This is a genomic window from Shinella daejeonensis (genome assembly GCF_024281235.1).
GTDB lineage: Bacteria > Pseudomonadota > Alphaproteobacteria > Rhizobiales > Rhizobiaceae > Shinella > Shinella daejeonensis.
The window spans coordinates 82504-107082 of record NZ_JAHWXY010000011.1; the positions used below are offsets into that span (position 1 = coordinate 82504).

Genomic DNA, 24579 nt, shown 5'->3' on the forward strand with positions numbered 1-24579 from the left:
TTTCCTGCGATGCCGGAGCTTGCGGACGGCTTCAGATCACCAGGATCGGCGCCTTGCCCTGCACGCGATTGTAGAGATCGATGACGTCCTGATTGAGCAGGCGCACGCAGCCCGACGAGACCGCCTTGCCGATCGACTTCCATTCCGGCGTCCCGTGCAGGCGGTAGAGCGTATCCTGACCGTTCTGGAAGATGTAGAGCGCCCGCGCGCCGAGCGGATTGTCGAGCCCCGGCCCCATGCCGCCGTTGGCGGCGGAATATTTGACCAGGCTCGGCTGGCGGGCGACCATCGAATCCGGCGGCGTCCAGCGCGGCCAGGCCTGTTTCCACTGGATGACGCCGCGCCCCGACCAGGAAAAGCCCTGCCGGCCGATGCCCACGCCGTAGCGCATGGCGCGGCCGGACGGCAGGATGAGATAGAGAAAGCGATTGCCGGTATCGACGATGATGGTGCCGGGCCGCTCGGCAAAGGGGCTCTCCACCTCCTGCCGATAGTAGCGCGCATCGATCTGCTGGTACGGCACGGCGGGAATGCGGTAACCGCCGTCGTCCCGCTCGCCATAAAGTGCGGCATATTGCGAGGAGTCGGGCAAAAGCCCGCTCGGCGGCCGCGCCACGACCTGACCGTTGACATCGGTATAGAGCTGCTCCGGCCGGCCCTCGACCGCGGTGTTGCGGAAATAGGGCGCCGTTTCGGCGCGAAAGCGGTCGGTGTTCATCGAGGACGTGCAGCCGGCGAGCCCCGCCGACATGGCAAGGCCGGAAAACTGAAGAAAACGACGGCGGGAAAGCAAGGAAGGAGCGGTCATCGACGATATGGAATCCGGTTTATTCATCCCCGCTGCGGCGGGTCGCTGGATGGGAAACGAATGATAGCGCAAATAGGTCCGCAACCCTGCCATAATTATGGCGGGCGCGGCTGGCCCGTGGCTTGCGCCGGCCACTTGCCACGGCATTTTCCTCATCCGGCCCGCCCGCCTTCCCGTGCCGCGATCATCGCCAACAGCGTTTCCAGCCGGTCGGCCTCGGCGGGCCGCTTGTCCGGACGCAGCCGCGCGATGCGGGGAAAGCGCATGGCGACGCCGGACTTGTGGCGATTCGAACGGGCGATGCCCTCGAAGGCGATCTCCAGCACGAAGCCGTATTCCGGCTCGGCGCGCACCGCCCGCACCGGCCCGAAGCGATCCACCGTGTTGTTGCGCACGAAACGGTCGAGCACTTCCAGCTCGGCGTCGGTGAAGCCGAAATAAGCCTTGCCGACCGGCACCAGAACGTCGCCTTCGGGACCTTCGGTCCAGACACCGAACGTGAAGTCCGAATAGTAGCTGGAGCGCCGGCCGTGGCCGCGCTGGGCATACATCATCACCGCGTCGATATTGTAAGGTTCGCGCTTCCATTTGAACCACGGCCCCTTCATGCGGCCCGCCTGATAGGCGCTGTCGAGCCGCTTGATCATCACGCCCTCGATCACCGGATCGGGCGGCGCGCGGCGCAACACGTCGAGCTCGGCCCAGGAGCCGAAGGACACGAGCGGCGAAAGATCGAAATGCCGAGGCGACATCCGCTCGACCAATTCGCCCAGCCTCGCCCGGCGGGTGGCGAAATTTTCCGGCCGCACGTCCGTCTCGCCGGCGAAGAGCAGATCGTAGGCGCGCACGAAGGCGGGGTAATCGGCCAGCATCCGCGCCGTCACCGTCTTGCGGTTCAGGCGCTGCTGGAGATCGGAGAACGTCCGCGTCGGACTGTCGCTGCGCGCCGTCCCGCCGACCAGAAGCTCGCCGTCGACGACGCCCTCGAAATCCATCGCCTCCAGCACATCGGGAAAGGCGGCGGAAATGTCGTCGCCGGAGCGCGAATAAAGCCGGCGCGTCGCGCCCGCCGCCGAAAGCTGCACCCGGATGCCGTCCCATTTCCATTCCGCCGCGAAGTCGGCCGGGTCGAGCGTATCGAGATCCCCCTCGCCCACCGGATTGGCGAGCATGACCGAATGGAAAATGGCGGGCGTGGCCGGCACCGGCCGTTCCGCCCGCCCCTCCAGCCAGGAAAACAGCGCCTCATAGGGCGGCGCAAGCCCGTGCCAGAGCGTTTCGATCTCACCGATATCGCGGCCTGAAAAATCGGCCAGCGCCTGCTTGGCGAGGCGCGCGGAAACGCCGATCCTGAGCCCGCCCGTCGCCAGCTTGATGAAGGCGAAGCGGGCGGAAGGATCGAGACGGTCCAGAAGATCGCGCACGGCGTCGCGCGCCTCCAGGCGGCCGAGACTGTTCATGCGCGCAACGACGGCGCCGAGGCGCGGCTGCGTCTCGTCGGCCGGCGGCGGCTTGCGCTCCTGATCCCAGACGAGCGCGATGGTCTCGGCCAGATCGCCGACATAATCGTAGGAGTAGCGAAACAGCACCTCGTCCATCCGCTCCAGCACCAGATCGCGCAGCAGCGCCGGCTTGACGCTGCGCAGATCGAGCGTACCGGCAAGGGCCGCCAGTCCGTAACCGCGATCGGGATCGGGCGTCTGGCGGAAATAGTCGGCAATCAGCTTCAGCTTGCCGTTACGCGACGGGGTCAGGACGAGACGATCGAGAAGATCGGCGAAGGCTTTCACCGCGGCCTCCTTCCGGGGCATCCGCTCATTTCGGCGCGGGCGCAGGCCGGATAGCGGCGTAAGGATCGGGTTGCGCGCATTGTCAGTCCCCCTCGTCCTCATAGCCCACCAGATGCAGCGGACGGGCGGGGACGCCGGCAAGCTCGCACCAGCGCACCAGCGCCTCCTCGCGGCCATGGGTGACCCAGACCTCGCCGGGCGCAAGCTCGCGGATCGTCTCCGTCAGCTCCGGCCAGTCGCAATGATCGGAAATGACGAGCGGCAGTTCCACGCCGGCCTGCCGCGCCCGCTGGCGCACCATCATCCAGCCGGAGGCGAAGGCGATCAGCGGATCGCTGAAACGGCGGGCCCATCGATCGGCGAAGGCCGAGGGCGGCCCGACCACCACCGCACCGCGAAAATCCGCTGGGCGCGACGTTTCCACCGTCGCCGGCCGCAGGTCGCCGAGGTCGATGCCCTGCTCCTGATAATAGGCGCAGAGCCGTGCGAGCGACCCGTGGATATAGAGCGGCGCATCGTAACCGCAATCGCGCAGCAGCCGGATGACGCGCTGCGACTTGCCGAGCGAATAGGCGCCCACCAGATGCGTGCGCTCGGGGAACTGCCGCAGCGAGTTGATCAGCCGCCCGGCCTCCCCCTTCGGATCGGGATGATGGAAGACCGGCAGGCCGAAGGTCGCCTCGGTGATGAAGACGTCGCAGGCGACGGGCTCGTAGGGCGTGCAGGTCGGGTCGCGGCCGCGCTTGTAGTCGCCCGAGGCGACGATGCGCAGCCCGTCCTTCTCCACGGCGATCTGGGCCGAGCCGAGCACATGGCCCGCCGGATGGAAGGAGACGGCGACGCCGCCGATATCGAGACGTTCGCCGAAGCGGACGGCCTGCGGCCTGCGGCAATGGTCCGGCCCGTAGCGGATCGCCATGATGTCCAGCGTCTCCCGCGTCGCCAGCACCGCATCGTGCCCGGCGCGGGCGTGATCGGCGTGGCCGTGGGTGATCAGCGCGCGGGCGACCGGGCGGATCGGATCGATATAGAAGTCCCCGGCGGGGCAATAGAGCCCAGCGGGCGCGGGACGGAGGAGCTGGTCGGGCTTCATGCCGCAGAAGATAGGCCTTTTGCCGCCGCCCGCCAGAGGGGCTACGTCGCCTCAGGCGGAACGCAACAGTTCCTCGAAGGCCGACGCTTCGACCGGAGGGCTCAGATAATAGCCCTGGATTTCGTCGCATCCCGCCTCGCGCAGGAATTCCAGCTGCTCGCGGGTCTCCACGCCTTCGGCGATGACGCGCAATTGCAGCGTATTGGCCAGCGATATGACGGCGCGGGCGATCGCCCCGTCGTCGGCGTCGCCCGGCAGGTCCATGATGAAGGACCGGTCGATCTTCAGGCGATCGACCGGGAACCGCTTGAGCGAACTCAGGTTCGAATAGCCGGTGCCGAAATCGTCGATCGCCACGTTAACCCCGAGCTTTTCCAGCCGGCGCATGGTTTCCACCCCGCCGGAAACGTCTACCATGAGCAGGCTTTCGGTCAGTTCCAGTTCAAGATAGCAGCCGGCAAGCCCGCTCTCGTCGAGCGCGGAGGCGACCCGTTCCACCCAGTCCTTGTCCTGAAACTGCCGCGCCGAGACATTGACGCTGACGACGATGGGCGGGAGGCCGGCGTCCTGCCAGGCGCGGTTCTGGCGACAGGCCGCCTTCAGCACCCAGTCGCCGATCTCGCCGATCAGCCCGGTTTCCTCGGCCAGCGGAATGAAGGTGGCCGGCGGCAGCAAGCCCTTTTCCGCATGGTTCCAGCGCACCAGCGCCTCGGCGGCGAAGATCCGGCCGGTGGCGAGGTCCATCTGCGGCTGGTAGTGCAGGACGAAACACTCCCGGGCGATCGCCTGCCTCAGTTCTTCCTGCCGCTCCAGCTTCTGGTGGACGCTCGTCGCCATCTCGGTCGTGAAGACCTGCACGGCGTTGCGGCCGATTTCCTTGGCGCGATACATGGCGGCGTCGGCGCGCGCCAGCAGTTCCGTGGCGTTGCGGCCATGGGCGGGATAGGTCGCCACACCCATGCTGCACGTCACCTGGAATGACCGGCGCTCCACCTCCACCGGCACGGCGATCGCCTCGCGCACCGCCTTGAGGCGCCCTTCCACCGCTGCGTCGTCCGGGCCGGCACCGGACAGCAGCACCACGAACTCGTCGCCGCCAAGCCGGACGACGCTGTCGTCCGGTCCGACGCAGGCAAGCATCCGCGCGGCGACGATACGCAGCAACTTGTCGCCGGCATCATGGCCGAGGCTGTCGTTGACCAGCTTGAAGTTGTCGAGGTCGATGAAGGCGAGCGTCGCCACGCCGCCGGTCTCGTCGGCCGCATCGATGGCGCTTGCCAGCCGCTCGTCGAGCATGACGCGGTTCGGCAGACCGGTCAGCATGTCGTGATGCGCCATGAACTGGATGCTGTCTTCGGCCTGCTTGCGCTCGATGGCGATGCCCGCGATATGGGTCGCCATGCCGACGAGCTTCATGCATTCCGCATCGGGCTCACCCGGCGCCTGGGCGTAGAGCGCGAAGGTGCCGAGCACCTTGCCCTGATAAGAGCGGATCGGCGAGGACCAGCACGCACGGAAATCGTAAGGCGCCACAAGATCGCGCAAGCCGTCCCACAACGGGTCGATCGTGATATCGGCGACAATGACCGTCTCGCCGCGCCACATGGCGGTGCCGCAGGAACCCTGACGCGGGCCGATCTCGGCTCCCTCGATCAGCTTGCAATAGCCGGGATCGAGATTGGGAGCGGCACCGTTCAGGATATGCCGGCCATCCGGCGACAGAAGCAGGATGGAGCCGGTGACGCCCGGCACATGCGCCTCGATCATCAGGATGAGGGAGGAGAAGATCTGGCCGAGATCCGCGCCGAGCGCGATCATTTTCAGAAGATGCGCCTGGCCGACATGCAGGCTTTCGGCGCGCTTGCGCTCTGTGATGTCGCGCGAGATGCCGACAAGCCCGATGACCTCGCCGGCATCGCCGAAAACCGGCAGCTTCGTGGTCAGGAGCCATTTGAGATTGCCGCGCGCATCGCGCACCAGTTCTTCCATGTCGATGGCCGGCTGGCCGGAGCGGACGATCTCCTGTTCGGTCTCGTAAAAGACGCGCGCGACATGATGGGGATGGAGGTCGAAGTCGGTCAGCCCCTCGATCGTCTCGATGCCGTTTCGCTGGTTATCCCTGACGATCGCCCGGTTGGCGATCACGAAGCGGCTGTCGCGATCCTTGAAGAAAAGGTAATCCGGCACCTCGTCGACGATGGCTTCGAGCCAGAGCGAGCGCTCGTCCCGCTCGACGCCGGCCGGAAACAGGCGCGCCGCCTCCAGGATCAGGCGCTGGCCGGCCGACAGCAACCGGGCCGTGGGGTCCGTATCTTCATCGCAATGGACAATCGGTTTCGCCGCCATATGATTCCGCACGCCCCATAGGCAAGGGAACAGCGCGAGCCCGCCTCCCCTCCTGCCGGTCGCCGCGACATTACAGCGGAGTCGTTATCCAACCTTAAAGACGATTGCCACAATCCCGCATATCCGGCGCTTCCGCCGGGAGGGACGTGATCGGGCCGGCGGACGCACCCTCAGCGGAAAACCCGTGCCGTTTCGGCACGGAACCGGCTGGCATGCTTCCTGCTCATTCCCGGACAAAGGGCGTTTCATGGTTACCAGACGGTTCATTCTGACGGCATTCGGCATCGGCGTCACGGCGGCGCTGCCGGCGCGCGCCCAGATGCGACGGCTGCCGGTCGTCGATGTCGATCTGCGCGGCGGCATCGACACGGCCGCGCCGGGCCCGCGCGCGGCATCCGACGATCGCGCAAGCCGGGCCTTCGAGCGCCTGCTGCGGGAGGCGGCGGCCCGCAACGAACCCGTGCATCTGCCGGCCGGCGACTACGTGCTTTCCAATATCGCCCTGCCGGACGGGGCGCGCATCATCGGCGTCGCCGGCGCCACGCGTCTCCTCTATGGCGGCGGCGGCCATCTTTTTACGGGCGACGGGCTGGCCCGCGTCGCCCTCGCCAACCTCGTCATCGACGGGGCCAACCGCTGGCTTCGCGAGGATGTCGAGGGTCTGGCGCACCTGCGGGGCGTCGCTTCGGCCGTCATCGAGAATTGCGAGATCCGCGGCTCGGCGAAATCCGGCCTGGCGCTCGAACGCTCGGGCGGGCGGGTGGAGAGAAACCACATTTCCGGCGCCGCCGATCACGGCGTCTATGCCATGGAAAGCCGGGAGCTTTCCATTGCCGCCAATACCGTCTCGGACTGCGGCAACGGCGGCATCCTCGTCCATCGCTGGCAGAAGGGGCCGGACGACACGCTCGTTTCCGGCAACCGCGTTTCCCGCATCGCCGCCACGCGCGGCGGCACCGGGCAATACGGCAACGGCATCAACATCTTTCGCGCGGACGGCGTGATGGTGACCGGCAATCATGTTTCCGATTGCGCCCTTTCGGCGATCCGCGCCAATGCCGGCTCCAACGTCCAGATCGCCGGAAACACCTGTCTGGCCAGCGGCGAGACGGCCATTTTCTCCGAGTTCGGCTTCGAGGGCGCGATCGTCAGCGGCAACCTGATCGACGGGGCGGCGAACGGTATCCAGATCGTCAATTTCGATCACGGCGGGCGGCTGGCCACGGTGACGGGCAATGTCGTGCGCAACCTGCGCCGCGAAGGTCCCTATCCACCGGAAGGGGCGGGCTTCGGCTTCGGCATCGCCGCGGAGGCCGATACCGTGGTCTCCGGCAACACCATAGAGAATGCGCCGCTCTGGGGGCTGATGCTCGGCTGGGGTCCCTATATGCGCGGCCTCGTGGCCACCGGCAATCTCGTGCGCGCCACGCCGGTCGGCTGCGCCGTCACCGTCGTCGAGGGTGCGGGAGCGGCGCTGATTTCGGCCAATCTCTTCCAGGAAACGCCGCAGGGCGCGGTCGTCGGCTTCCGCTGGATGGAACGGGCGACGGACGATCTCGTCTCCGGCGGAACGCCGCCTGCGCATCTAACGGTAGCGGGAAACCGGTCGGGCTGACGGCCGCCCGGCCAGGCGCCTCTCCTTCCTGCCCGAACGGCAGGCGTCGCGGCGGATGATGAGGGCGCCGTCGCGATGGCGCCCTCATCCGCTTTCCATCCGGCATCAGCCCCGGGTGGCGACGATCAGCAGCCAGGAAATGCCCAATACGAGGAAAAGCGCCGGCAGGATGATCGCCGGATAGCCGAAGATCCAGATCGCCAGGAGCCAGACCAGCGTGCAATTCACCCCGAACAGGATTTTCGCGGTGTCGCCGCCCTCGACCGCCTCGCGCAGCATCCAGCCGAGCAGAGGAATGGCGAAGAGGAACCGGAGGGCGAGCGGCCGCGCCGCGCTGCTGTCGTCATGCCGTATCATTACTGTCCATCGCCTCCGTGATCGTTTTCACCATCGCCGTGCGCGCCGTGATGGTCGTCACCGTGGCTGGCGGCGGGATTTGCCGCACCGATGGCGAATTCGACCTCGACGGGACCGGCCTTCTCGAAATTGAGCGTCGCCTTGATCCTCTCGCCTTCCTTCAGCGGGTGCTTGATCGCCATGAACATCAAATGGAAACCGCCGGACTTCAGTTCCACCGTCGCGCCGGCGGGAATCTCAAGCCCGTCCTTCAGCGCCCGCATGGTCATGACGCCGTCCGTGACGGCCATTTCATGGATCTGCACGTCGTCGGAAACATCGGGAGCCGTGACGGACACCAGCCGGTCGGCCTCCGTGCCCTTGTTCGTCACGGTCATGAAGCCGCCGCCGACCGGCTGGCCGGGCAGCGTGGCGCGGGAGGCGGGATGATGGATGAAGAGGTCGCCTGCCGTATAGTCATGGGCGAAGGCCGCGGCTGTCGACAGGGCGAAAGCGGCAAGCATCGTGAGAATGCGTTTCATGAGGGAATTCCTTACGGTTCCGGATGCGCCGGCGCGACGGCCTGACGCGCAATCCAATGGTGCGTGTCTTTTGCTGAAATGAAAATGCGGCAGGGCCGCGATCAGGCGACGGCCGCAGGAGGCGCACGCGGCGGCGCGCCGGGCCGTTCGCGCTTGACGGCGGCGACGCGCAGCACGGGCGCATCGGCGACGGCGTGGTTCAGGGCGCGCGACGCGCCATGCAGGTCGACCGGCAGCGGCAGCGCCATGGCATTGGCGATGCGGCAGGCCTCGCAGACCTTGCCGGGCTCATGCCTGGCCTTGCCGTCGACCGCATCGTCGTCGATGCACAGATCGGCGAAGGTTCCGTCGGGCAGCACGAGAGCCGCAAGCTCGAAAGGCGACGGCATGGCGTGCGAGGCCGGCCGATGGGCGAAACCGACGAACAGCAGCGCGACGGCGCAGAGAATGCGCACGGCCAAGGCCCGATATGTCGCCCGTCGGTTCATCATCCATCCTTGCGCCCGGCGCACGCTTTCCCGGCCGATATAGCGGTCCCGGTTTTCACAGGTTCGGCAGAACCGCTCTATCTCTTTGTTTTAGCCGCACTTCCGGACGCAAAACCGTTTCACACTTTTGCTGCAAATGCTCTAGACCGCAAGCGGCAGGGGCGTCAATGCGACGAAGCGTACCGGTTTATCCGGTAAATTTCGATAGCCCTCTTCCCGCTTCCCCCTACCAAGGCCTCCGCGACGCGCCTATGGTGCGGGGATCAGGAGGCTTGCATGCTCACGATCTACGGCGTCTATCGCTCGCGCGCCTCGCGCACCTATTGGCTGGCCGGTGAACTCGATCTGGCTTTCACCTCCGTCCCGGTCATCCAGGCGCGGCGGCTTGCCGATCCGGAAGCGCCCGACGCGCCGCTCAACACCCGCTCGCCGGCGTTCCTCGCGGTCAATCCGACCGGCCTCATCCCCTGTATCGACGACGGCGGCTTCGTGATGACCGAATCGCTGGCCATCAACCTCTATCTCGCCCGCAAGCACGGCGGGCCGCTGGCCCCCGCGACGCTGACGGAAGAGGCCGAGATGTTGCAATGGACCCTGTGGGCGGCGACCGAAATCGAGCCGCACGCGGTGAAGATCGTCCTGACGCAGGACGCCCGCGCCGCCGAAAGCGAAGCCGGGCGGCTGGCCATCCGCGCCGCCGTCAAGGCCCTGAAGAAGGGCTTCCGCCATCTCGACGCGCATCTCGCCACAAGCGGCCATATGGTGGGCGGCCGCTTCACCGTCGCCGATCTCAACCTTGCGGAGGTGTTCCGCTACGCCATGAGCCAGACGGCGCTTTTCGCCGACGCACCGCATGTGGCCGCCTGGCTGGCGCGATGCCAGTCGCGCGCCGCCTTCAAGGCGATGATGGAGAGGCGTCTTTCCGAGCCGGAATGACCATCGCCGGCGGGTCAGCCGGCCGGCGGGAAACGCTCCGGGTTCTTGTTTTTACGCATTATCCGACGCCGAAGCGATCCCGCTTCGGCTGGCAATGCTCTATCTTTTTTAACCGCATTTCCGGACGCAAAACCGTTTCACACTTTTGCTGGAAATGCTCCATCTCTTCTAGCCGCATTTCCGGGCGCAAAACCGTTTCACACTTTTGCTGGAAATGCTTACTAGCCCGCAAAGGCTTCCGTCACGCGGATATCGCCGACATGGAGGCCGTTCCAGTTGGTCAGCGCGCGATCGGCCTGCGAAAGCAGGGCCGCCCGCAGCTCCGGCTCGTCGGAAAAGAAGCGGGCGAGCGTGGCGGCGACCATGCTTTCGGCGGCCCGCGTCGTGCCGTCCTCGCATTTGAGCGCGATGGCCACGCCCTTTTCGGGAATGGCCGCGCAGAAGACGCCCTCGGCCCCGGTCTTGGCGAAGATGCGGCCGGGCGCTGTCTGCATCAGGCGGGTGCAGGCCCGTTTCGTGCCGGCGACGTAAAAGGGTTCGGCCATGCAGGCATCGATCAGCCGGCGCGACGCCTTCGCCCGCTGCGGCGCAAGCCCGGCGCCCGTCGCCATTCTCGCAAAGCCGGTCGCGAGGCTTTTCAGCGGAACCGCATAGGTCGGGATCGAGCAGCCGTCGACGCCGCAGGCATCGGCGGCGAGCGCCGCCCCCGTCAGCGCCTCCATGACGCCGCGGATTTCCGCCTGCACCGGATGTTCATAGCGCCCGTACCCCTTGAGATCCTTGCCGCTGTGGCAGGCGGCGCAGATGAAGCCGGCATGTTTGCCGGAGCAATTGTTGTGCAGCGCCGTCGGCTTTTCGAGGCTGCGGGCCTGCCCGATCAGCACCGGCTGCTCGAAGGACCAGTGCGCGCCGCATTCGAGCGCCGTCTCGTCCCGGCCGGCCGCCTTCAGCATCGAGGCGGCAAGAGCCGCGTGCTCCGGCTCGCCGCTGTGCGAGGAACAGGCCAGCGCCAGTTCGCGCGCGCCGAAGCCATAGGCGTCCGCCGCTCCGCTTTCGACGAGCGGCAGGGCCTGCATCGCCTTGCAGGCGGAACGCGGGAACACCACGGCATCGATGTCGCCGGCGGAAAACAGCACCTCGCCATCGCCATCCACCGCCACCACCATGCCGCGATGGCGGCTTTCCACCCGCGCGCCGCGCGTCACCTCGACAAGAACGGGATTGCCCATGATCGTGCCCTCAAAAATCCGGTTTCGAATGTGGTATTAGCCCGGATGCGCTTCGCCTGTGAAGCGGGTTTCGTTGCGGGAGCATGGCATGAGAGTCCTGAGGAACATCGTTCTTCTCTTCCTCGTCGTCTATCTGATGCCGGCGCTGGCCTCGGCGGGGCTCTGGTACATGCGGGACCGGCCGCAAAGCTGGCGCGAGGCGGACTGGGGTTCGGCCGGCATCCTCGCGCCGCCGCAGGAGGTCCCCGAGGCGACCGTCCATATCTTCTCCGCGGCGACCGGCGGCATGAAGGGCGCCGTGGCCAGCCATGCCTGGATCGTCACCAAGGCGGAAAACGCCAGCCGCTACGACCGCTACGACAAGGTCGGCTGGGGGACGCCGGTGCGCAGGAACAATTATCCGCCGGACGCCTACTGGTATTCCAACGCGCCGCGCATCGTCGCCCATGTCCGGGGCGCCGAAGCGGAGCGGCTGATTCCGAAAATCGAGGCGGCCATCGCCGCCTACCCCTATTCGACGCCGGGCGCCTATCGCCTCTGGCCCGGCCCCAACTCGAACACCTTCGTCGCCCATGTGCTGCGCAGCGTGCCGGACCTCGGCACCGTGCTGCCGCCGGACGCGGTGGGACGCGACTACCTGCCGGAAGGCCGTTTCTTCGCCATCGACCCCGACGGACGCGACGTGCACGCCACGCTCTACGGCCTCCTCGGCGTTTCGGCCGGGATACGCAGCGGGCTCGAACTCCATATCCTCGGCCTCGTCGCCGGCATCGACGTCCTGCGCCCGGCGATCAAGATTCCGGCCATCGGACGGATCGGCCTGTAAGGCACGGATTACGGCGCGCGGCGGCGACGACGGGCCGGCCGGCCCGACCCCACCCGGCCAGAAGTCCCGGCTTGCGCCGGGTGGGCGGGTATGCGATTGCGCCGCTTGTTCCTCTTGCAGACAGGTTCTTCGATGGCCGATCCCCTTTCCGCTGCGGCAGATGCCGCGCCCCGGCTTTCGCAGCTCTTTTCGCGGACCCATCTGTTCGCCACCCTCATGCTTGGCGGCGGCATCTCGCTGCATGCGGTGGAGACCTATATCACCGCGACGCTGATGCCCTCCATCGTGCGCGACATCGGCGGCCTCGAATTCTTCGCCTGGGCGACCACGCTCTATGTGGCGGCCTCGGTGCTCGGATCGGTCTTCGTGGCGGTGCGGCCGCGCGGCGTCACGCTCAACCGCTGTTTCGTGCTGGGGGCGGTTCTGTTCGGCCTCGGCAGTCTCGTCTGCGCGCTTGCCCCCACCATGCCGGCGGTGCTGGCCGGGCGCAGCGTCCAGGGGCTCGGCGCGGGCCTGCTGGTGGCGCTCGGCTACGCCTTCATCCGCTACGTCTATCCGGAGCGGCTGTGGAGCCGCGCCTCGACGCTCTATGCCGCGGTCTGGGGTGTCGCCACCTTCCTCGGCCCGACCATCGGCGGCGTGTTTGCCGCCGGCAGCGCCTGGCGCGAGGCCTTCGCGCTGCTGGTGCCGCTGTCCGCCCTGATGGCCTTCGCCGCGCCACGGCTCCTGCCGAGAAAGGATGCCGAGCGGATCGTCACGGGCGCGCCCTTCCCGCAGATCCTGCTGCTGCTTGCCGCCGTCATGGCGCTCTCCTTTGCCGGCTCGGTCGAGGGGATCGCGCTTCGCGCCGGCCTGTCAATCGCCGCCGCGGCCTCGGTCGTCGTCATGCTGGCCATCGAGAAACACGCCCGGTCGAGGCTGTTTCCGGCCGGCACGGTTTCCCTCGCCTCGCCGCTCGCCCGCGTCTATCTCATCATGGCGACCCTGCTCCTGACCATCGCCTCCGACCTCTATATCCCTTATTTCCTACAGGAACTGCACGGCGTCCCGCCGCTTGCCTCCGGCTATCTCGTGGCGCTGGTGGCGCTTGGATGGACCGCCGCCGCCTTCCTCACGGCCAATGCGACCGGACGGACGGCGAACCGCGCCATCCTTGCCGGAACGGCGCTCGTCGGCATCGCCACCGCGCTGCTCGCCATCACGCTCGCCCGGCCGAATCCGGCAGGTGAACTGCCGCTGCTGCTGCCGGCCACGGTCCTGATCTTCGCCATGGGCGCGGGCGTCGGCCTCGGCTGGGCGCATCTGGTGACCCATGTGCTGCAACTCGCCCCGGAGGGCGACAAGGACAAGGCGTCCGCCGCCATCACCACCATGCAGGCGCTCGGCACCGCCTTCGGCGCGGCGCTGGCCGGCGTCGTCGCCAACAGCAGCGGTCTCGTCGAGCCGGGCGGACTTGCCGGGACGGCCAGCGCGGCGCGGGCGCTCTATCTCGTGCTGGCGTTGCCGAGCCTTGCGGCCATTTTCCTCACGTTGCGGCTGCCGAAGCCGCGGCAGGGCTGATCAGCCGAGCCTGAGCACGATCTTGCCGATATGGTCACCGGCCTCCATCATCCGGTGGGCGTCCGCCACCGCCGCGAAAGGCAGCACCGCATGGATGACCGGCGCGACCGTGCCGGCGTCGAGCAGCGGCCAGGCCTTTTCCAGAAGCCCGTCGCGGATCCCGGCCTTCTCCTCCGCCGTGCGCGGCCGCATGGCCGAGCCCGTCACATGAAGCCGCTTCTGGAGGATCGGCGCGAGGCTTGCCCCTTCCACCCGCGCACCACCGAGGAAAGCGATGATCGACAGGCGGCCGTCGAGGGCGAGCGCCTTCAGGTTGCGCGCGAAATAGGCCGCGCCGACCATGTCGAGAATGACGTCGACGCCGGCCTTTCCGGTCTCCGTGGCGATGATCTCGACGAAATCCTCGCTGCGGTAGTTGATCGCCCTGCACGCGCCGAGACCGACGCAGGCCCGGCACTTTTCCGGCGTGCCCGCCGTGGCGAACACCGTCGCGCCGAGGGCTCTAGCAAGCTGGATGGCCGTCGTGCCGATGCCGCTCGAACCGCCATGGACCAGCACGCTCTCGCCGGGTTTCAGCCCCGCCATCATGAAGAGATTGGCCCAGACGGTGAAGAAGGTTTCCGGAAGTGCGGCCGCCCTGACGGCGTCATAGCCCTTCGGGAAGGGCAACGCCTGGCCGGCCGGCACCGCGCAATATTCCGCATAGCCGCCGCCGTTGGCCAGCGCACAGACGCGGTCGCCGATCGCATGGCCGGTGACGCCGGCTCCCAGCGCCACGATCTCGCCCGCCACCTCCAGCCCGAGGATCGGGCTGGCATCGGAGGGCGGCGGGTAATCGCCCTTGCGTTGCAGGATATCCGGCCGGTTGATCCCCGCCGCCTCGACGCGCAGGAGGATCTCGCCGGGGCGCAGCACCGGCAGCGGCGCATGCGCCAGGGTCATATGTTCGGGGCCGCCGGGCGCCGGCAGCGCGACATGGGTCATGGTCTGGGGCAGCGTCATGGCGCGGGTCCTCCGGGATCTGTCCGCATCGACAGGCAACCCCGGTTTAGCGCGGATCGCCGCGGCACGCACCCCTCTTCGACCACAGGCGGGCGGAAAGACGAGCGCATTTGCGGTGAAATCCGGCTCACCAAAAATACGCTCCTGTATTGTTCCTGCCGCATTATCCGACGCCGAAGCGATCTTCCTTCGGCTGGAAATGCTCTAGGCGGCGGCCGGGCTGAACAGCGCGAGCGCGATCCCTTCGGGGCTTTCCTTCGCCTCTCTCTTCAGCGCGGTAATCCGGGCGCTGATCCGGCCGATATCGCCGATCACCTCGCCTTCGGGAAGCGCCAGCACGGCGACCGAGCAGCGCATGAGGGGAAAGCGCGTTTCGCGCCCCATGCGGTCGTGGCCGTGGATCTCGCCGGCCTGCCTGTCTTCCGGCGAGTAAAGCGCGTGCACCTCGCGGCGGAAATCCTCCAGCAGGCAGCAAAGCTTGTCCTGCGCCGCCGCCACCGGCAGGCCCGAAATCCCGGCGAAGAAGTCGTCGCCGCCGATATGGCCGACGAAAGCCTCCTCTCCCACGAAATCGCGGCGCAGCAGCGAGGCGAAGAGCGTCAGCGCCGCATCGCCCTGCTGGAAGCCGTAGCGGTCGTTGAAGGGCTTGAAATTATCGAGGTCGAAATAGCACAGGCAACGAAGCGCGTCGCCGTCGAGCGCCCGGTCCTGGAGGTAGTCGCTGATCGAGCGGTTGCCGGGCAGGCCGGTCAGCGGGTTCTGGTCCTCGGCGGTGCGCAGCCGCTTCTCGTTGATGATCGTGAGCAGCGAGGAGGCGGACAGGATGCCGGCATAGCGCAGGTTCTCCGTCAGGATCACGCATTCGCTACCGCCCGTGCCGGTGAAGACCTCCAGAAGCTGCTCGGCCGGCGTGTCGAGATCGGCGATGGGCGCATTGGTGACGAAATGCGACAGTCCCTTGCGGTAGAGCCGGTTCTTGATCAGGTCCCGGCCGAAGGGGTGATAGCTCAGTTCCTTCACCTGATACTCGTGCAGGATACCGCGCGGCTCATCGCTGGCGTTGAGGACCGGAAAGAACGTCCGCTTCGGATTGTGGCGGAAAAGCTCGAAGGCCGCTTCAAGACTGTCGTCCTCGCGCAGCACCGCCACCTGCTCGATCTCGCGGCGGATCAGGATGCTGTCGAGCGTGCTGGAGCTGTGGCGCGCGCCGCCGGCGCGGGCGACCTGCGCATAGACCGGCCGCAACGCCGAATAATCGGCGACCGGACGGGAGACGAACCACCCCTGGATGAGATCGCAGCCGGCCTCGCGGGCCGCCACGAGTTCGGCCTCGGTCTCCACCCCTTCCGCCACCACACGGATGCCGAGAACGTGGGCGGCGTTGACCGTGTTGCGCACGAGATGGCGCTTGCGGGCGTCCGTCGCGATACCGGAAATGAAATGACGGTCGATCTTGAGATAGTCGACCGGATGATCGCAAAGCAGCTTCAGGCCGCTGTGGCCCACCCCGAAATCGTCGATGGCGAGCTTGAACCCGGCCATCCGAAGCGCCTGCAGGAGACGGGAGAACCCGGTAAGACCGGCATTTTCGAAACGCTCCGATATCTCGAAACAGAGGGAGGATGCCGGAATGCCGGCGCGCAGGAGATGGCCGGAAAGCCTCTCGACCAGTCCGAGCCCCTCTCCCACCAGCCGCGAATCGAGATTGAGGAAAAGCGTGCGCGAGCGGAAATCCGGCAGCGCCGCGAAGGCGGCGAGCGCGCGGCTGTTGACCATCTGCTCCAGCGCGCCCAATTGCCCGGCCTCATGGGCGCTGTCGAGCAGATCGACGGGCGAGCGGAAACCGAGCTTCTCGAAGCCCTGCATCAGCGATTCGTAGCCGAAAACCGCGCCGGTGGCCGCCTCGACGATGGGCTGGAACCCCGCCGCGATGACCGGCTTGGCGAGCGTGACGATTTCCCCGTCTCCCGGACGGCGCAGGACGGACAGGTCTGCGGCGCTCATGCTGGTCTTCTCCAATAGTCAGCCTGGCAGCGAATGTCGTCACCAGAACTGAACATTCGGTTTCCCCAATATGACAGTTCGATGAAACCTGAAGCCGCCGCCGCTTTCAGGAGGCAGTCTTCACGGGACGCCGGTCGACAGCAGGCGCGCCGACAACAGCAGGCCGAGCGACACGCCGGCCAGCGACAGGAGCACACTGGCCAGCACATAGAAGGCGGCCAGCCCGGCGTTGCCGCGCTCCCACAGGAGCGCCGCGTCGAGCGAGAAGGCGGAGAAGGTGGTGAAGCCGCCGAGCACGCCGGTGGCCAGGAACAGGCGGGCTTCCTGCGGGAGATGGCCGCGAAAGGCGAAGATACCGGCAAGCAGCCCCATGGCGAAGCAGCCGAGGGCGTTGACGGCGAGCGTGCCGACGGGAAAGGCGGTGCCGACGAGGCGCGCGGCCAGCACATTCACGCCATGGCGTCCCGCTCCGCCGAGACCGGCGCCGAGGAAAACGATAAGATAGTTCATGCTCCGTGTCTCCAGGTTCGAAGGATCGGCACCCGGACAAGGAAAAACCGCCATCGCGTGGCCTGAAGACAAGCCCTGCCGCAGGCGGCCATCGCTGGCCGGTTCCGGCAGGAGCTATCAGCCATCGAAGGCGGTTGTCGGGAAGCTCCATTCCCATCCCACGCGGGCGTTATAAACCGCTTTCCGCCTTCGCTCAAAGCGGAAAACGGTCACCGGGAGCCTCCCGGCGCGAACGCCGGCTCCCCGGAAAGGTTTCAGCGGGCGCGGAGCGCGAAGCCGAAGGCGATCAACGCCCAGCCCTGCATCGCCAGATCGAAGGCGAGGAACAGCCCCAGCAGCCACAGGCTGTTGACCGGCCAGCCGAGAACGAAGACGAGGCCGGCAAGCGCCGTGACGATGCCCCCGGCCATCAGCCAGCCCCAGCCCTTTTCCGGCCGGGTGCGCCAGGCCGTCCAGATGCGGAAGGCGCCGGCGACCAGCAGCGCCGCGGCCATCAGCAGCGTCAGGGCCGCCGAGGTGAGAACGGGATTGACGAAGGCCAGCACGCCGGCGGCGAGATAGAGCAACGCGCTCAGCACCCAGGAGATCGTCTCGCGCCAGGCCTTGACCTGGAAGGCGTGGACGAGATGCACCACGCCGCCGATGATCATCATCATGCCGACATAATAGACCGAGGCGACGGTCGCGAGAAACAGATTGGCCGCCGCGACGCCGCCGAAGACGAGCAGGACGACGCCAAGGGCGACGAACCATCCCCATTTGGAGCGGACTTCGGAGACAGGGGAGATTCCGGGGCTAAGAACCATGACACATCTCTCTCGATTGGAAACGACGCGCAGACGCTAGCACGAAAGCGATCGGACGCCATCCCCGTCCCATGGTCTGCCCACCGGAATGCCGGCTGCAAGATTTTTATTGATTGATTGATCAATTAAAAATAATCTACCGGCGATTACGGGAGAGTGCGATGCCGAAAGTCGGGATGGAGCCGGTGCGCCGCAAGGCGCTTGTGGACGCCACGCTGCGCGCGGCGGGCGATCACGGCTCGTTTTCCGTCACCATGTCCGAAATCGCCCGCCATGCCGGTGTTTCTCCGGCGCTGGCGCACCATTATTTCGGCTCCAAGGAACAGCTCGTCATCGAGACCATCCGCAGCCTGCTGCGCAAGCTGCGGACGGATGCGGTGGCCGCGCTGAAAGAGGCCGCGACGCCGCGCGAGCGGCTGTCGGCCATCATCCGCGTCAATTTCCAGGCGCATCAGTTCGCGCCGGAGACGGTCGCCGCCTGGCTTGCCTTCTATACCGAGGCGCAACGCTCCGAGGCCGTGCGCAGGCTGCTTGTCGTCTATGCCAGACGGCTCAATTCCAACCTGCTTTCGAACCTCAGGGCGCTCTGCCCGGCGGACGCCGCCATCCGCATCGCCGATGGCGCGGCGGCGATGATCGACGGGCTCTACCTGCGGCAGGGACTGCGGTCCGCGCCGGTCAGCATCGAATCGTCGATCCGGCTGACGGAAAGCCTTGTCGACGCACAGCTCGCCGCCGTCGCCGCGACAGGCCCGGTCGCAGGATCGCCCGCCCCCGTCGCCCTGCGACAACCGCCCCTTCCGGGGGACCGGTAGAAACTTTCCCAGCCTTTCCTTCACCCGTTTCAAGGATCGTCCCGTGACCGCCAGCAAGCCGAATATCCTGATCATCATGGTCGACCAGCTCAACGGGACGTTTTTTCCCGACGGGCCGGCGGACTTTCTCGTCGCGCCGCATATGAAGGCGCTCGCCGCCCGCTCGGCGCGCTTTGCGAACAATTACACCTCCTCGCCGCTTTGCGCGCCGGCCCGCGCCTCCTTCATGGCGGGGCAGCTTCCCAGTCGCACCCGGGTCTACGACAATGCTGCGGAATATGCCTCCTCCATCCCGACCTTCGCGCATCACCTGCGCCGCGCCGGCTATTACACCGCGCTTTCGGGAAAGATGCATTTCGTCGGGCCGGATCAGCTGCACGGCTTCGAGGAGCGGCTGACGACCGATATCTACCCCGCCGATTTCGGCTGGACGCCGGACTATCGCAAGCCCGGCGAGCGCATCGACTGGTGGTATCACAACATGGGCTCGGTGACGGGTGCCGGCGTCGCGGAAATCACCAACCAGATGGAATATGACGACGAGGTCGCCTTCCTCGCCAACCAGAAGCTCTACCAGCTCTCGCGCGGCAACGACGATGCGGATCGCCGCCCCTGGTGCCTCACGGTTTCCTTCACCCATCCGCACGATCCCTATGTGGCGCGGCAGAAATTCTGGGATCTCTACGAGGACTGCGCACATCTGACGCCGGACGTCGGCCCCCTGGAAAAGCAGGATCCGCATTCGCAGCGCATCCTGCATTCCTGCGACCGTGACAGCTTCACGATCACCGAGGAGAACGTGCGCCGCTCGCGCCGGGCCTATTTCGCCAATATCTCCTATCTCGACGAGAAGGTCGGCGAACTCGTCGACACGCTCCGGCGCACGCGCATGCTCGACGACACGCTGATCCTCTTCTGCTCGGACCACGGCGACATGCTCGGCGAGCGCGGCCTGTGGTTCAAGATGAACTTCTTCGAGGGTTCGGCGCGTGTGCCGTTGATGGTCGCCGGGCCGGGCGTGACGCCGGGTCTGCACCTTGCGCCGACCTCGAACCTCGACGTGACGCCGACACTCTGCGATCTGGCGGGCATCTCCATGGACGAGGTGATGCCGTGGACCGACGGCGAAAGCCTCGTGCCGGTGATCGGCGGAGCGGAACGCATATCGCCGGTGCTGATGGAATATGCGGCGGAGGCCTCCTATGCGCCGATCGTCGGCATCCGCGAGGGCAAGTGGAAATACATCCATTGCGAACTCGATCCCGAGCAGCTCTACGACCTGGAAGCCGACCCGCAGGAGCTTGACAATCTCGCGACCTCGGACAATTCCGTCATTCAGGCGACGCTGGACGCCTTCCGGCGGATGCGCGAGGAGCGCTGGGACATGGAGGCCTTCGACGCCGCCGTGCGCGAGAGCCAGGCGCGGCGCTGGGTGGTCTATGAGGCGTTGCGCAACGGCGCCTATTACCCCTGGGACCACCAGCCGCTGCAAGACGCCTCCGAACGCTACATGCGCAACCACATGAATCTCGACAATCTGGAAGATTCCAAACGCTATCCGCGGGGACAATGACATGAAAGCCCAACCCAAAGCCTCCCACTTCATCGACGGCGACTATGTCGAGGATGTCGCCGGCACGCCCTTCGAGAGCGTCTATCCCGCCACCGGCGAGGTGATCGCCCGCCTTCACGCCGCAACGCCGGCCATCGTGGAGAAGGCCGTCGCCTCGGCGAAACGGGCACAGAAGGAATGGGCCGCGATGAGCCCGACGGCGCGCGGCCGCATCCTGAAGCGCGCCGCCGAGATCATGCGCGAGCGGAACCGCGAGCTTTCCGAACTCGAAACGCTCGATACCGGCAAGCCGATCCAGGAAACCATCGTCGCCGATCCAACCTCGGGCGCCGACGCCTTCGAATTCTTCGGCGGCATCGCGGCCGCCGGCCTCAACGGCGACTATATCCCGCTCGGGCAGGACTTCGCCTTTACCAAGCGCGTTCCGCTCGGCGTCTGCGTCGGCATCGGCGCGTGGAACTATCCGCAGCAGATCGCCTGCTGGAAGGGCGCTCCGGCCCTCGTCTGCGGCAATGCCATGGTCTTCAAGCCCTCGGAAAACACGCCGCTCGGCGCGCTGAAGATCGCCGAAATCCTCATCGAGGCCGGCCTGCCGAAGGGTCTCTACAACGTCATCCAGGGGGATCGCGCGACCGGGCCGCTGCTCGTCAACCACAGGGACGTCGCCAAGGTGTCGCTGACGGGCTCCGTGCCGACGGGCAGGAAGGTGGCGGCGGCCGCCGCCGCCGACCTCAAGCATGTGACGATGGAACTGGGCGGCAAGTCGCCGCTCATCGTCTTCGACGACGCCGACCTCGAAAGCGCCATCGGCGGGGCGATGCTCGGCAACTTCTACTCCACCGGGCAGGTGTGCTCGAACGGCACCCGCGTCTTCGTTCAGAAGACCATCAAGGACCGTTTCCTGTCGCGCCTCAAGGAGCGGACCGAGAAGATCGTCATCGGCGATCCGATGGACGAGGCGACGCAGCTCGGGCCGATGGTCTCGCTGGCGCAGCGCGACAAGGTCCTCGACTATATCGAGAAGGGCAAGGCGGAAGGCGCGACGCTCGTGACCGGCGGCGGCATTCCCAACAGCGTCTCCGGCGAAGGCTATTACGTCCAGCCGACCGTCTTTGCCGACGTCACCGACGGGATGACCATCGCCCGCGAGGAAATCTTCGGCCCCGTCATGTGCGTGCTCGACTTCGAGCATGAGGACGAGGTGATCGCCCGAGGCAACGCCACCGAGTTCGGCCTGTCGGGCGGCGTCTTCACCGCCGACATCACCCGCGCCCACCGCGTCGTCGACCAGCTCGAAGCCGGTACGCTGTGGATCAACGCCTATAACCTCGCTCCTGTGGAAATCCCCTTCGGCGGCTCCAAGCAATCCGGCTTCGGCCGCGAGAATTCGCTGGCCGCGCTGGAGCATTATTCCGAGCTGAAAACGGTCTATGTGTCGATGGGCAAGGTCGACGCGCCGTATTGAGGCCGAGGGCGGACGAGGGGTTCGAAGGCAGGAAATCAAGGGGCAGCACCATGCAGAACGCAGATTATATCATCATCGGCTCCGGCTCGGCCGGCTCGGCGCTCGCCTACCGGCTTTCGGAAGACGGCAAGCACACGGTCATGGTGCTGGAATATGGCGGCTCGGATATCGGGCCGTTCATCCAGATGCCGGCGGCACTGGCCTGGCCGATGAGCATGAAGCGCTACAACTGGGGCTATCTCTCGGAACCGGAGCCCCATCTCAACAATCGCCGCATCACCGCGCCGCGCGGCAAGGTGATCGGCGGATCGTCGTCGATCAACGGGCTCGTCTATGTGCGCGGCCATGCGGAGGACTTCAACCGCTGGGAGGCGCTCGGCGCGCAGGGCTGGGCCTATGCGGACGTCCTGCCCTATTACAAGCGCATGGAGACCTCGCATGGCGGGGAAGCCGGCTGGCGCGGCGTCGACGGGCCGCTGCACGTCCAGCGCGGCCCCATGACGAACCCGCTCTTCCACGCCTTCATCCAGGCCGGGCAGCAGGCGGGCTTCGAACTCACCGACGACTACAACGGCTCCAAGCAGGAAGGCTTCGGCCTGATGGAGCAGACCATCCACAAAGGCCGGCGCTGGTCGGCGGCCAACGCCTATCTGCGCCCTGCCCTGAAGCGGCCGAACGTCTCGCTGGTGCGCTGCTTCGCGCGCAGGATCGTCATCGAGAACGGCCGGGCGACCGGCGTCGAGATCGAGCGGGGCGGCAGGATCGAGGTGGTGAAGGCGAACCGCGAGGTCATCGTCTCGGCCTCCTCCTTCAACTCGCCGAAGCTCCTGATGCTCTCCGGCATCGGCCCGGGGCAGCACCTGAAGGACATGGGCATCGAGGTGAAGGTCGACCGGCCGGGCGTCGGCGCCAATTTGCAGGATCATCTGGAGTTCTACTTCCAGCAGGTCTCCACAAAGCCCGTCTCGCTCTATTCCTGGCTGCCGTGGTTCTGGCAGGGGGTGGCCGGCGCGCAATGGCTTCTGTCTAAGGGCGGGCTCGGCGCCTCGAACCAGTTCGAGGCCTGCGCCTTCCTGCGCTCGGCGGCCGGGCTGAAGCAGCCGGACATCCAGTACCACTTCCTGCCCGTCGCCATCTCCTACGACGGCAAGGCGGCGGCGAAGAGCCACGGCTTCCAGGTCCATGTCGGCTACAATCTGTCGAAATCGCGCGGCGACGTCACCCTGCGCTCGGCCGATCCGATGGCCGATCCGGTCATCCGCTTCAATTATATGAGCCATGAGGAAGACTGGGTGAAATTCCGCCACTGCGTGCGCCTCACCCGCGAGATCTTCTCGCAGACGACGTTCGACGAGTTCCGCGGGCCGGAGATTCAGCCCGGCGAGACGGTGCAATCGGACGAGGAGATCGACGCCTTCCTGCGCGATCACCTCGAAAGCGCCTATCATCCCTGCGGCACCTGCCGCATGGGGGCGGAGAACGATCCGATGGCGGTGGTCGATCCGCAGACCCGGGTGATCGGCGTCGACGCCCTGCGTGTCGCCGACTCGTCGATCTTCCCGCATGTCACCTATGGCAACCTCAACGCGCCGTCGATCATGACCGGGGAAAAGGCGGCCGATCACATCCTCGGCCGGCAGCCGCTCGCTCGCTCCAATCAGGAGCCCTGGACAAACCCCCGCGCCGCCGTCAGCGACCGCTAGATCGTCAGGCGATTAAAGGGGATCGCCTGACGGTCCAGCTTTCTTTTCTGGCGCGCAGGGCTGGCGAAAAAGCCGGATTCCACTTTTTCGCCCGACGCTTTCGCCATCCGCCTGCCCCTCCGTCCCGCCGGCGGAGGGGACGTCCGGACAAGACTCTCTATTCCCCACCGTTTCAGTAGAATACTTTCCGCGCCCTCCCCTCACGGCAGGATTTCTTCGGCCGGCGCGAGATGGAGAGATATTTGCTCCCCCCGCCCGCGCTTTGGAAATCCGTTTTGCTGTCTCCCGCCGCGCGGGGCTGCGATAATCCGGGAAATTCTTGCAAAGGCATGGAACGGAATGACTGCGCACACCGGCACCGGGACGGCTGAGGCCCTGAACGATCAGCTTGCAAAACTCGACCTTTCGGACCGGCTTGCCTTCGTGACCAGTCTCGGCGGCCGCAGCGTCTTCACCACGAGCCTCGGCATCGAGGACCAGGTCATCACCGCCGCGATCGCCGCCGGCCGTCTTCCCATCGTCGTGGCGACCCTCGAAACCGGCCGCCTCTTCCCCGAGACGCTGGCGCTGATCGACGAGACGGAAGCGCATTTCGGCCTCGCAATCGAGCGCTACCACCCCTTGCAGGACGATATCGACGCCTATGCCGCACAATACGGCCTCAACGGCTTTTACGACAGCGTCGAGGCCCGCCACGCCTGTTGCGCGGCCCGCAAGCTGAAGCCGCTTCAGCGCGCGCTCGAAGGGGCCTCCTTCTGGATCACCGGGCTTCGCCGCGGCCAGTCCGGCAATCGCGCCGATACGCCTTTTGCGGAATTCGACGCCGAACGCGGCCTTATCAAGATCAATCCGCTCGCCGACTGGGATATCGAGCGTATCCGCGCCTTTGCCGCTGAAAACGCCGTTCCGGTGAATCCGCTGCATGCGCGCGGCTATCCCTCCATCGGCTGCGAACCCTGTACCCGCGCCATCAAGCCGGGCGAACCCGAGCGCGCCGGCCGCTGGTGGTGGGAAAACGACGAAAAGCGCGAATGCGGCCTGCACGTCCCGGACGCGGCCCTGCCCTCCCTCGAATCCAGCTCCCTTTGATCCTCACCGCCCCGACCGGGCCAGAATCCGGAGACCACCCTTT

21 protein-coding genes and 1 riboswitch are annotated in these 24579 nt (G+C 66.5%); of the genes, 9 read left to right on the top strand and 12 right to left on the bottom strand.

The window, feature by feature from the left end; translation table 11 throughout:
• Window positions 1–31: 31 nt before the first annotated feature.
• The 4 genes from KYK29_RS19355 to KYK29_RS19370 all read right to left on the bottom strand — a co-directional run bounded on the left by KYK29_RS19355 (window position 32) and on the right by KYK29_RS19370 (window position 6037).
• On the bottom strand, window positions 32–808 hold the full coding sequence (locus KYK29_RS19355) for a L,D-transpeptidase (protein ID WP_254692537.1): 777 nt from the start codon (window positions 806–808) through the stop codon (window positions 32–34).
• Between the two features lie 152 nt (window positions 809–960).
• On the bottom strand, window positions 961–2598 hold the full coding sequence (locus KYK29_RS19360) for a cisplatin damage response ATP-dependent DNA ligase (protein ID WP_254692538.1): 1638 nt from the start codon (window positions 2596–2598) through the stop codon (window positions 961–963).
• A gap of 82 nt (window positions 2599–2680) precedes the next feature.
• The gene (locus tag KYK29_RS19365; protein ID WP_254692539.1) at window positions 2681–3691 is read right to left on the bottom strand and encodes a ligase-associated DNA damage response exonuclease; all 1011 of its coding nucleotides are present in this window, start codon (window positions 3689–3691) and stop codon (window positions 2681–2683) included.
• Between the two features lie 51 nt (window positions 3692–3742).
• Window positions 3743–6037 carry a putative bifunctional diguanylate cyclase/phosphodiesterase gene (locus tag KYK29_RS19370; RefSeq protein WP_254692540.1) on the bottom strand — a complete coding sequence of 765 codons (2295 nt, stop codon included), beginning with the start codon at window positions 6035–6037 and terminating at the stop codon, window positions 3743–3745.
• A 247-nt stretch (window positions 6038–6284) separates the two neighbouring features.
• Here KYK29_RS19370 and KYK29_RS19375 point away from each other — a divergent pair, with 247 nt between their 5' ends.
• Window positions 6285–7652 (top strand): TIGR03808 family TAT-translocated repetitive protein, encoded by a 1368-nt coding sequence (locus KYK29_RS19375; RefSeq protein ID WP_254692541.1) that lies wholly within the window; start codon window positions 6285–6287, stop codon window positions 7650–7652.
• Window positions 7653–7757: 105 nt separating this feature from the next.
• On the opposite strand, the gene KYK29_RS19380 is transcribed toward KYK29_RS19375, so the two are convergent.
• The 3 genes from KYK29_RS19380 to KYK29_RS19390 form a co-directional block, all read right to left on the bottom strand.
• Window positions 7758–8009, bottom strand: a complete 252-nt coding sequence (locus KYK29_RS19380; protein ID WP_254692542.1) for a hypothetical protein — start codon at window positions 8007–8009, stop codon at window positions 7758–7760.
• Window positions 8009–8530, bottom strand: coding sequence for a copper chaperone PCu(A)C (locus tag KYK29_RS19385; protein ID WP_254692543.1), 522 nt, complete (start codon window positions 8528–8530; stop codon window positions 8009–8011). The genes KYK29_RS19380 and KYK29_RS19385 overlap by 1 nt, the downstream gene beginning before the upstream one ends.
• 101 nt (window positions 8531–8631) lie before the next feature.
• Entirely contained in the window at window positions 8632–8985 is a 354-nt protein-coding gene (locus KYK29_RS19390; RefSeq protein WP_254692573.1) for a hypothetical protein, read from the bottom strand.
• Window positions 8986–9294: 309 nt separating this feature from the next.
• Here KYK29_RS19390 and KYK29_RS19395 point away from each other — a divergent pair, with 309 nt between their 5' ends.
• On the top strand, window positions 9295–9954 hold the full coding sequence (locus KYK29_RS19395) for a glutathione S-transferase family protein (RefSeq protein WP_254692544.1): 660 nt from the start codon (window positions 9295–9297) through the stop codon (window positions 9952–9954).
• A gap of 221 nt (window positions 9955–10175) precedes the next feature.
• On the opposite strand, the gene KYK29_RS19400 is transcribed toward KYK29_RS19395, so the two are convergent.
• Complete coding sequence (locus tag KYK29_RS19400) at window positions 10176–11183, bottom strand: asparaginase (protein ID WP_254692545.1); 1008 nt, start codon at window positions 11181–11183, stop codon at window positions 10176–10178.
• Window positions 11184–11271: 88 nt separating this feature from the next.
• Here KYK29_RS19400 and KYK29_RS19405 point away from each other — a divergent pair, with 88 nt between their 5' ends.
• Window positions 11272–12009 carry a DUF3750 domain-containing protein gene (locus KYK29_RS19405; RefSeq protein ID WP_254692546.1) on the top strand — a complete coding sequence of 246 codons (738 nt, stop codon included), beginning with the start codon at window positions 11272–11274 and terminating at the stop codon, window positions 12007–12009.
• A 132-nt stretch (window positions 12010–12141) separates the two neighbouring features.
• Window positions 12142–13569 (top strand): MFS transporter, encoded by a 1428-nt coding sequence (locus tag KYK29_RS19410; protein WP_254692547.1) that lies wholly within the window; start codon window positions 12142–12144, stop codon window positions 13567–13569.
• On the opposite strand, the gene KYK29_RS19415 is transcribed toward KYK29_RS19410, so the two are convergent.
• From KYK29_RS19415 to KYK29_RS19430, 4 genes are all read right to left on the bottom strand, one after another.
• Window positions 13570–14571, bottom strand: coding sequence for an NAD(P)H-quinone oxidoreductase (locus KYK29_RS19415; protein ID WP_254692548.1), 1002 nt, complete (start codon window positions 14569–14571; stop codon window positions 13570–13572).
• Window positions 14572–14775: 204 nt separating this feature from the next.
• The gene (locus KYK29_RS19420; protein ID WP_254692549.1) at window positions 14776–16575 is read right to left on the bottom strand and encodes a GGDEF domain-containing protein; all 1800 of its coding nucleotides are present in this window, start codon (window positions 16573–16575) and stop codon (window positions 14776–14778) included.
• Between the two features lie 120 nt (window positions 16576–16695).
• The gene (crcB, locus tag KYK29_RS19425; protein ID WP_254692550.1) at window positions 16696–17085 is read right to left on the bottom strand and encodes a fluoride efflux transporter CrcB; all 390 of its coding nucleotides are present in this window, start codon (window positions 17083–17085) and stop codon (window positions 16696–16698) included.
• Between the two features lie 101 nt (window positions 17086–17186).
• Window positions 17187–17249: riboswitch (Fluoride riboswitch) on the bottom strand.
• A 90-nt stretch (window positions 17250–17339) separates the two neighbouring features.
• Window positions 17340–17891: an HdeD family acid-resistance protein gene (locus KYK29_RS19430; protein ID WP_254692551.1), complete on the bottom strand. Its 552-nt coding sequence runs from the start codon at window positions 17889–17891 to the stop codon at window positions 17340–17342.
• A 161-nt stretch (window positions 17892–18052) separates the two neighbouring features.
• Here KYK29_RS19430 and betI point away from each other — a divergent pair, with 161 nt between their 5' ends.
• From betI to KYK29_RS19455, 5 genes are all read left to right on the top strand, one after another.
• Window positions 18053–18706 carry a transcriptional regulator BetI gene (betI, locus tag KYK29_RS19435; RefSeq protein WP_254692552.1) on the top strand — a complete coding sequence of 218 codons (654 nt, stop codon included), beginning with the start codon at window positions 18053–18055 and terminating at the stop codon, window positions 18704–18706.
• Between the two features lie 43 nt (window positions 18707–18749).
• On the top strand, window positions 18750–20279 hold the full coding sequence (gene betC / locus KYK29_RS19440) for a choline-sulfatase (protein ID WP_254692553.1): 1530 nt from the start codon (window positions 18750–18752) through the stop codon (window positions 20277–20279).
• A gap of 1 nt (window position 20280) precedes the next feature.
• A complete protein-coding gene (gene betB, locus KYK29_RS19445) occupies window positions 20281–21744 on the top strand; it encodes a betaine-aldehyde dehydrogenase (protein ID WP_254692554.1) in 1464 nt (487 codons plus the stop codon).
• A 50-nt stretch (window positions 21745–21794) separates the two neighbouring features.
• On the top strand, window positions 21795–23447 hold the full coding sequence (betA, locus tag KYK29_RS19450; RefSeq protein ID WP_254692555.1) for a choline dehydrogenase: 1653 nt from the start codon (window positions 21795–21797) through the stop codon (window positions 23445–23447).
• 339 nt (window positions 23448–23786) lie between these two features.
• A complete protein-coding gene (locus KYK29_RS19455) occupies window positions 23787–24536 on the top strand; it encodes a phosphoadenylyl-sulfate reductase (RefSeq protein ID WP_254692556.1) in 750 nt (249 codons plus the stop codon).
• Window positions 24537–24579: the final 43 nt, after the last annotated feature.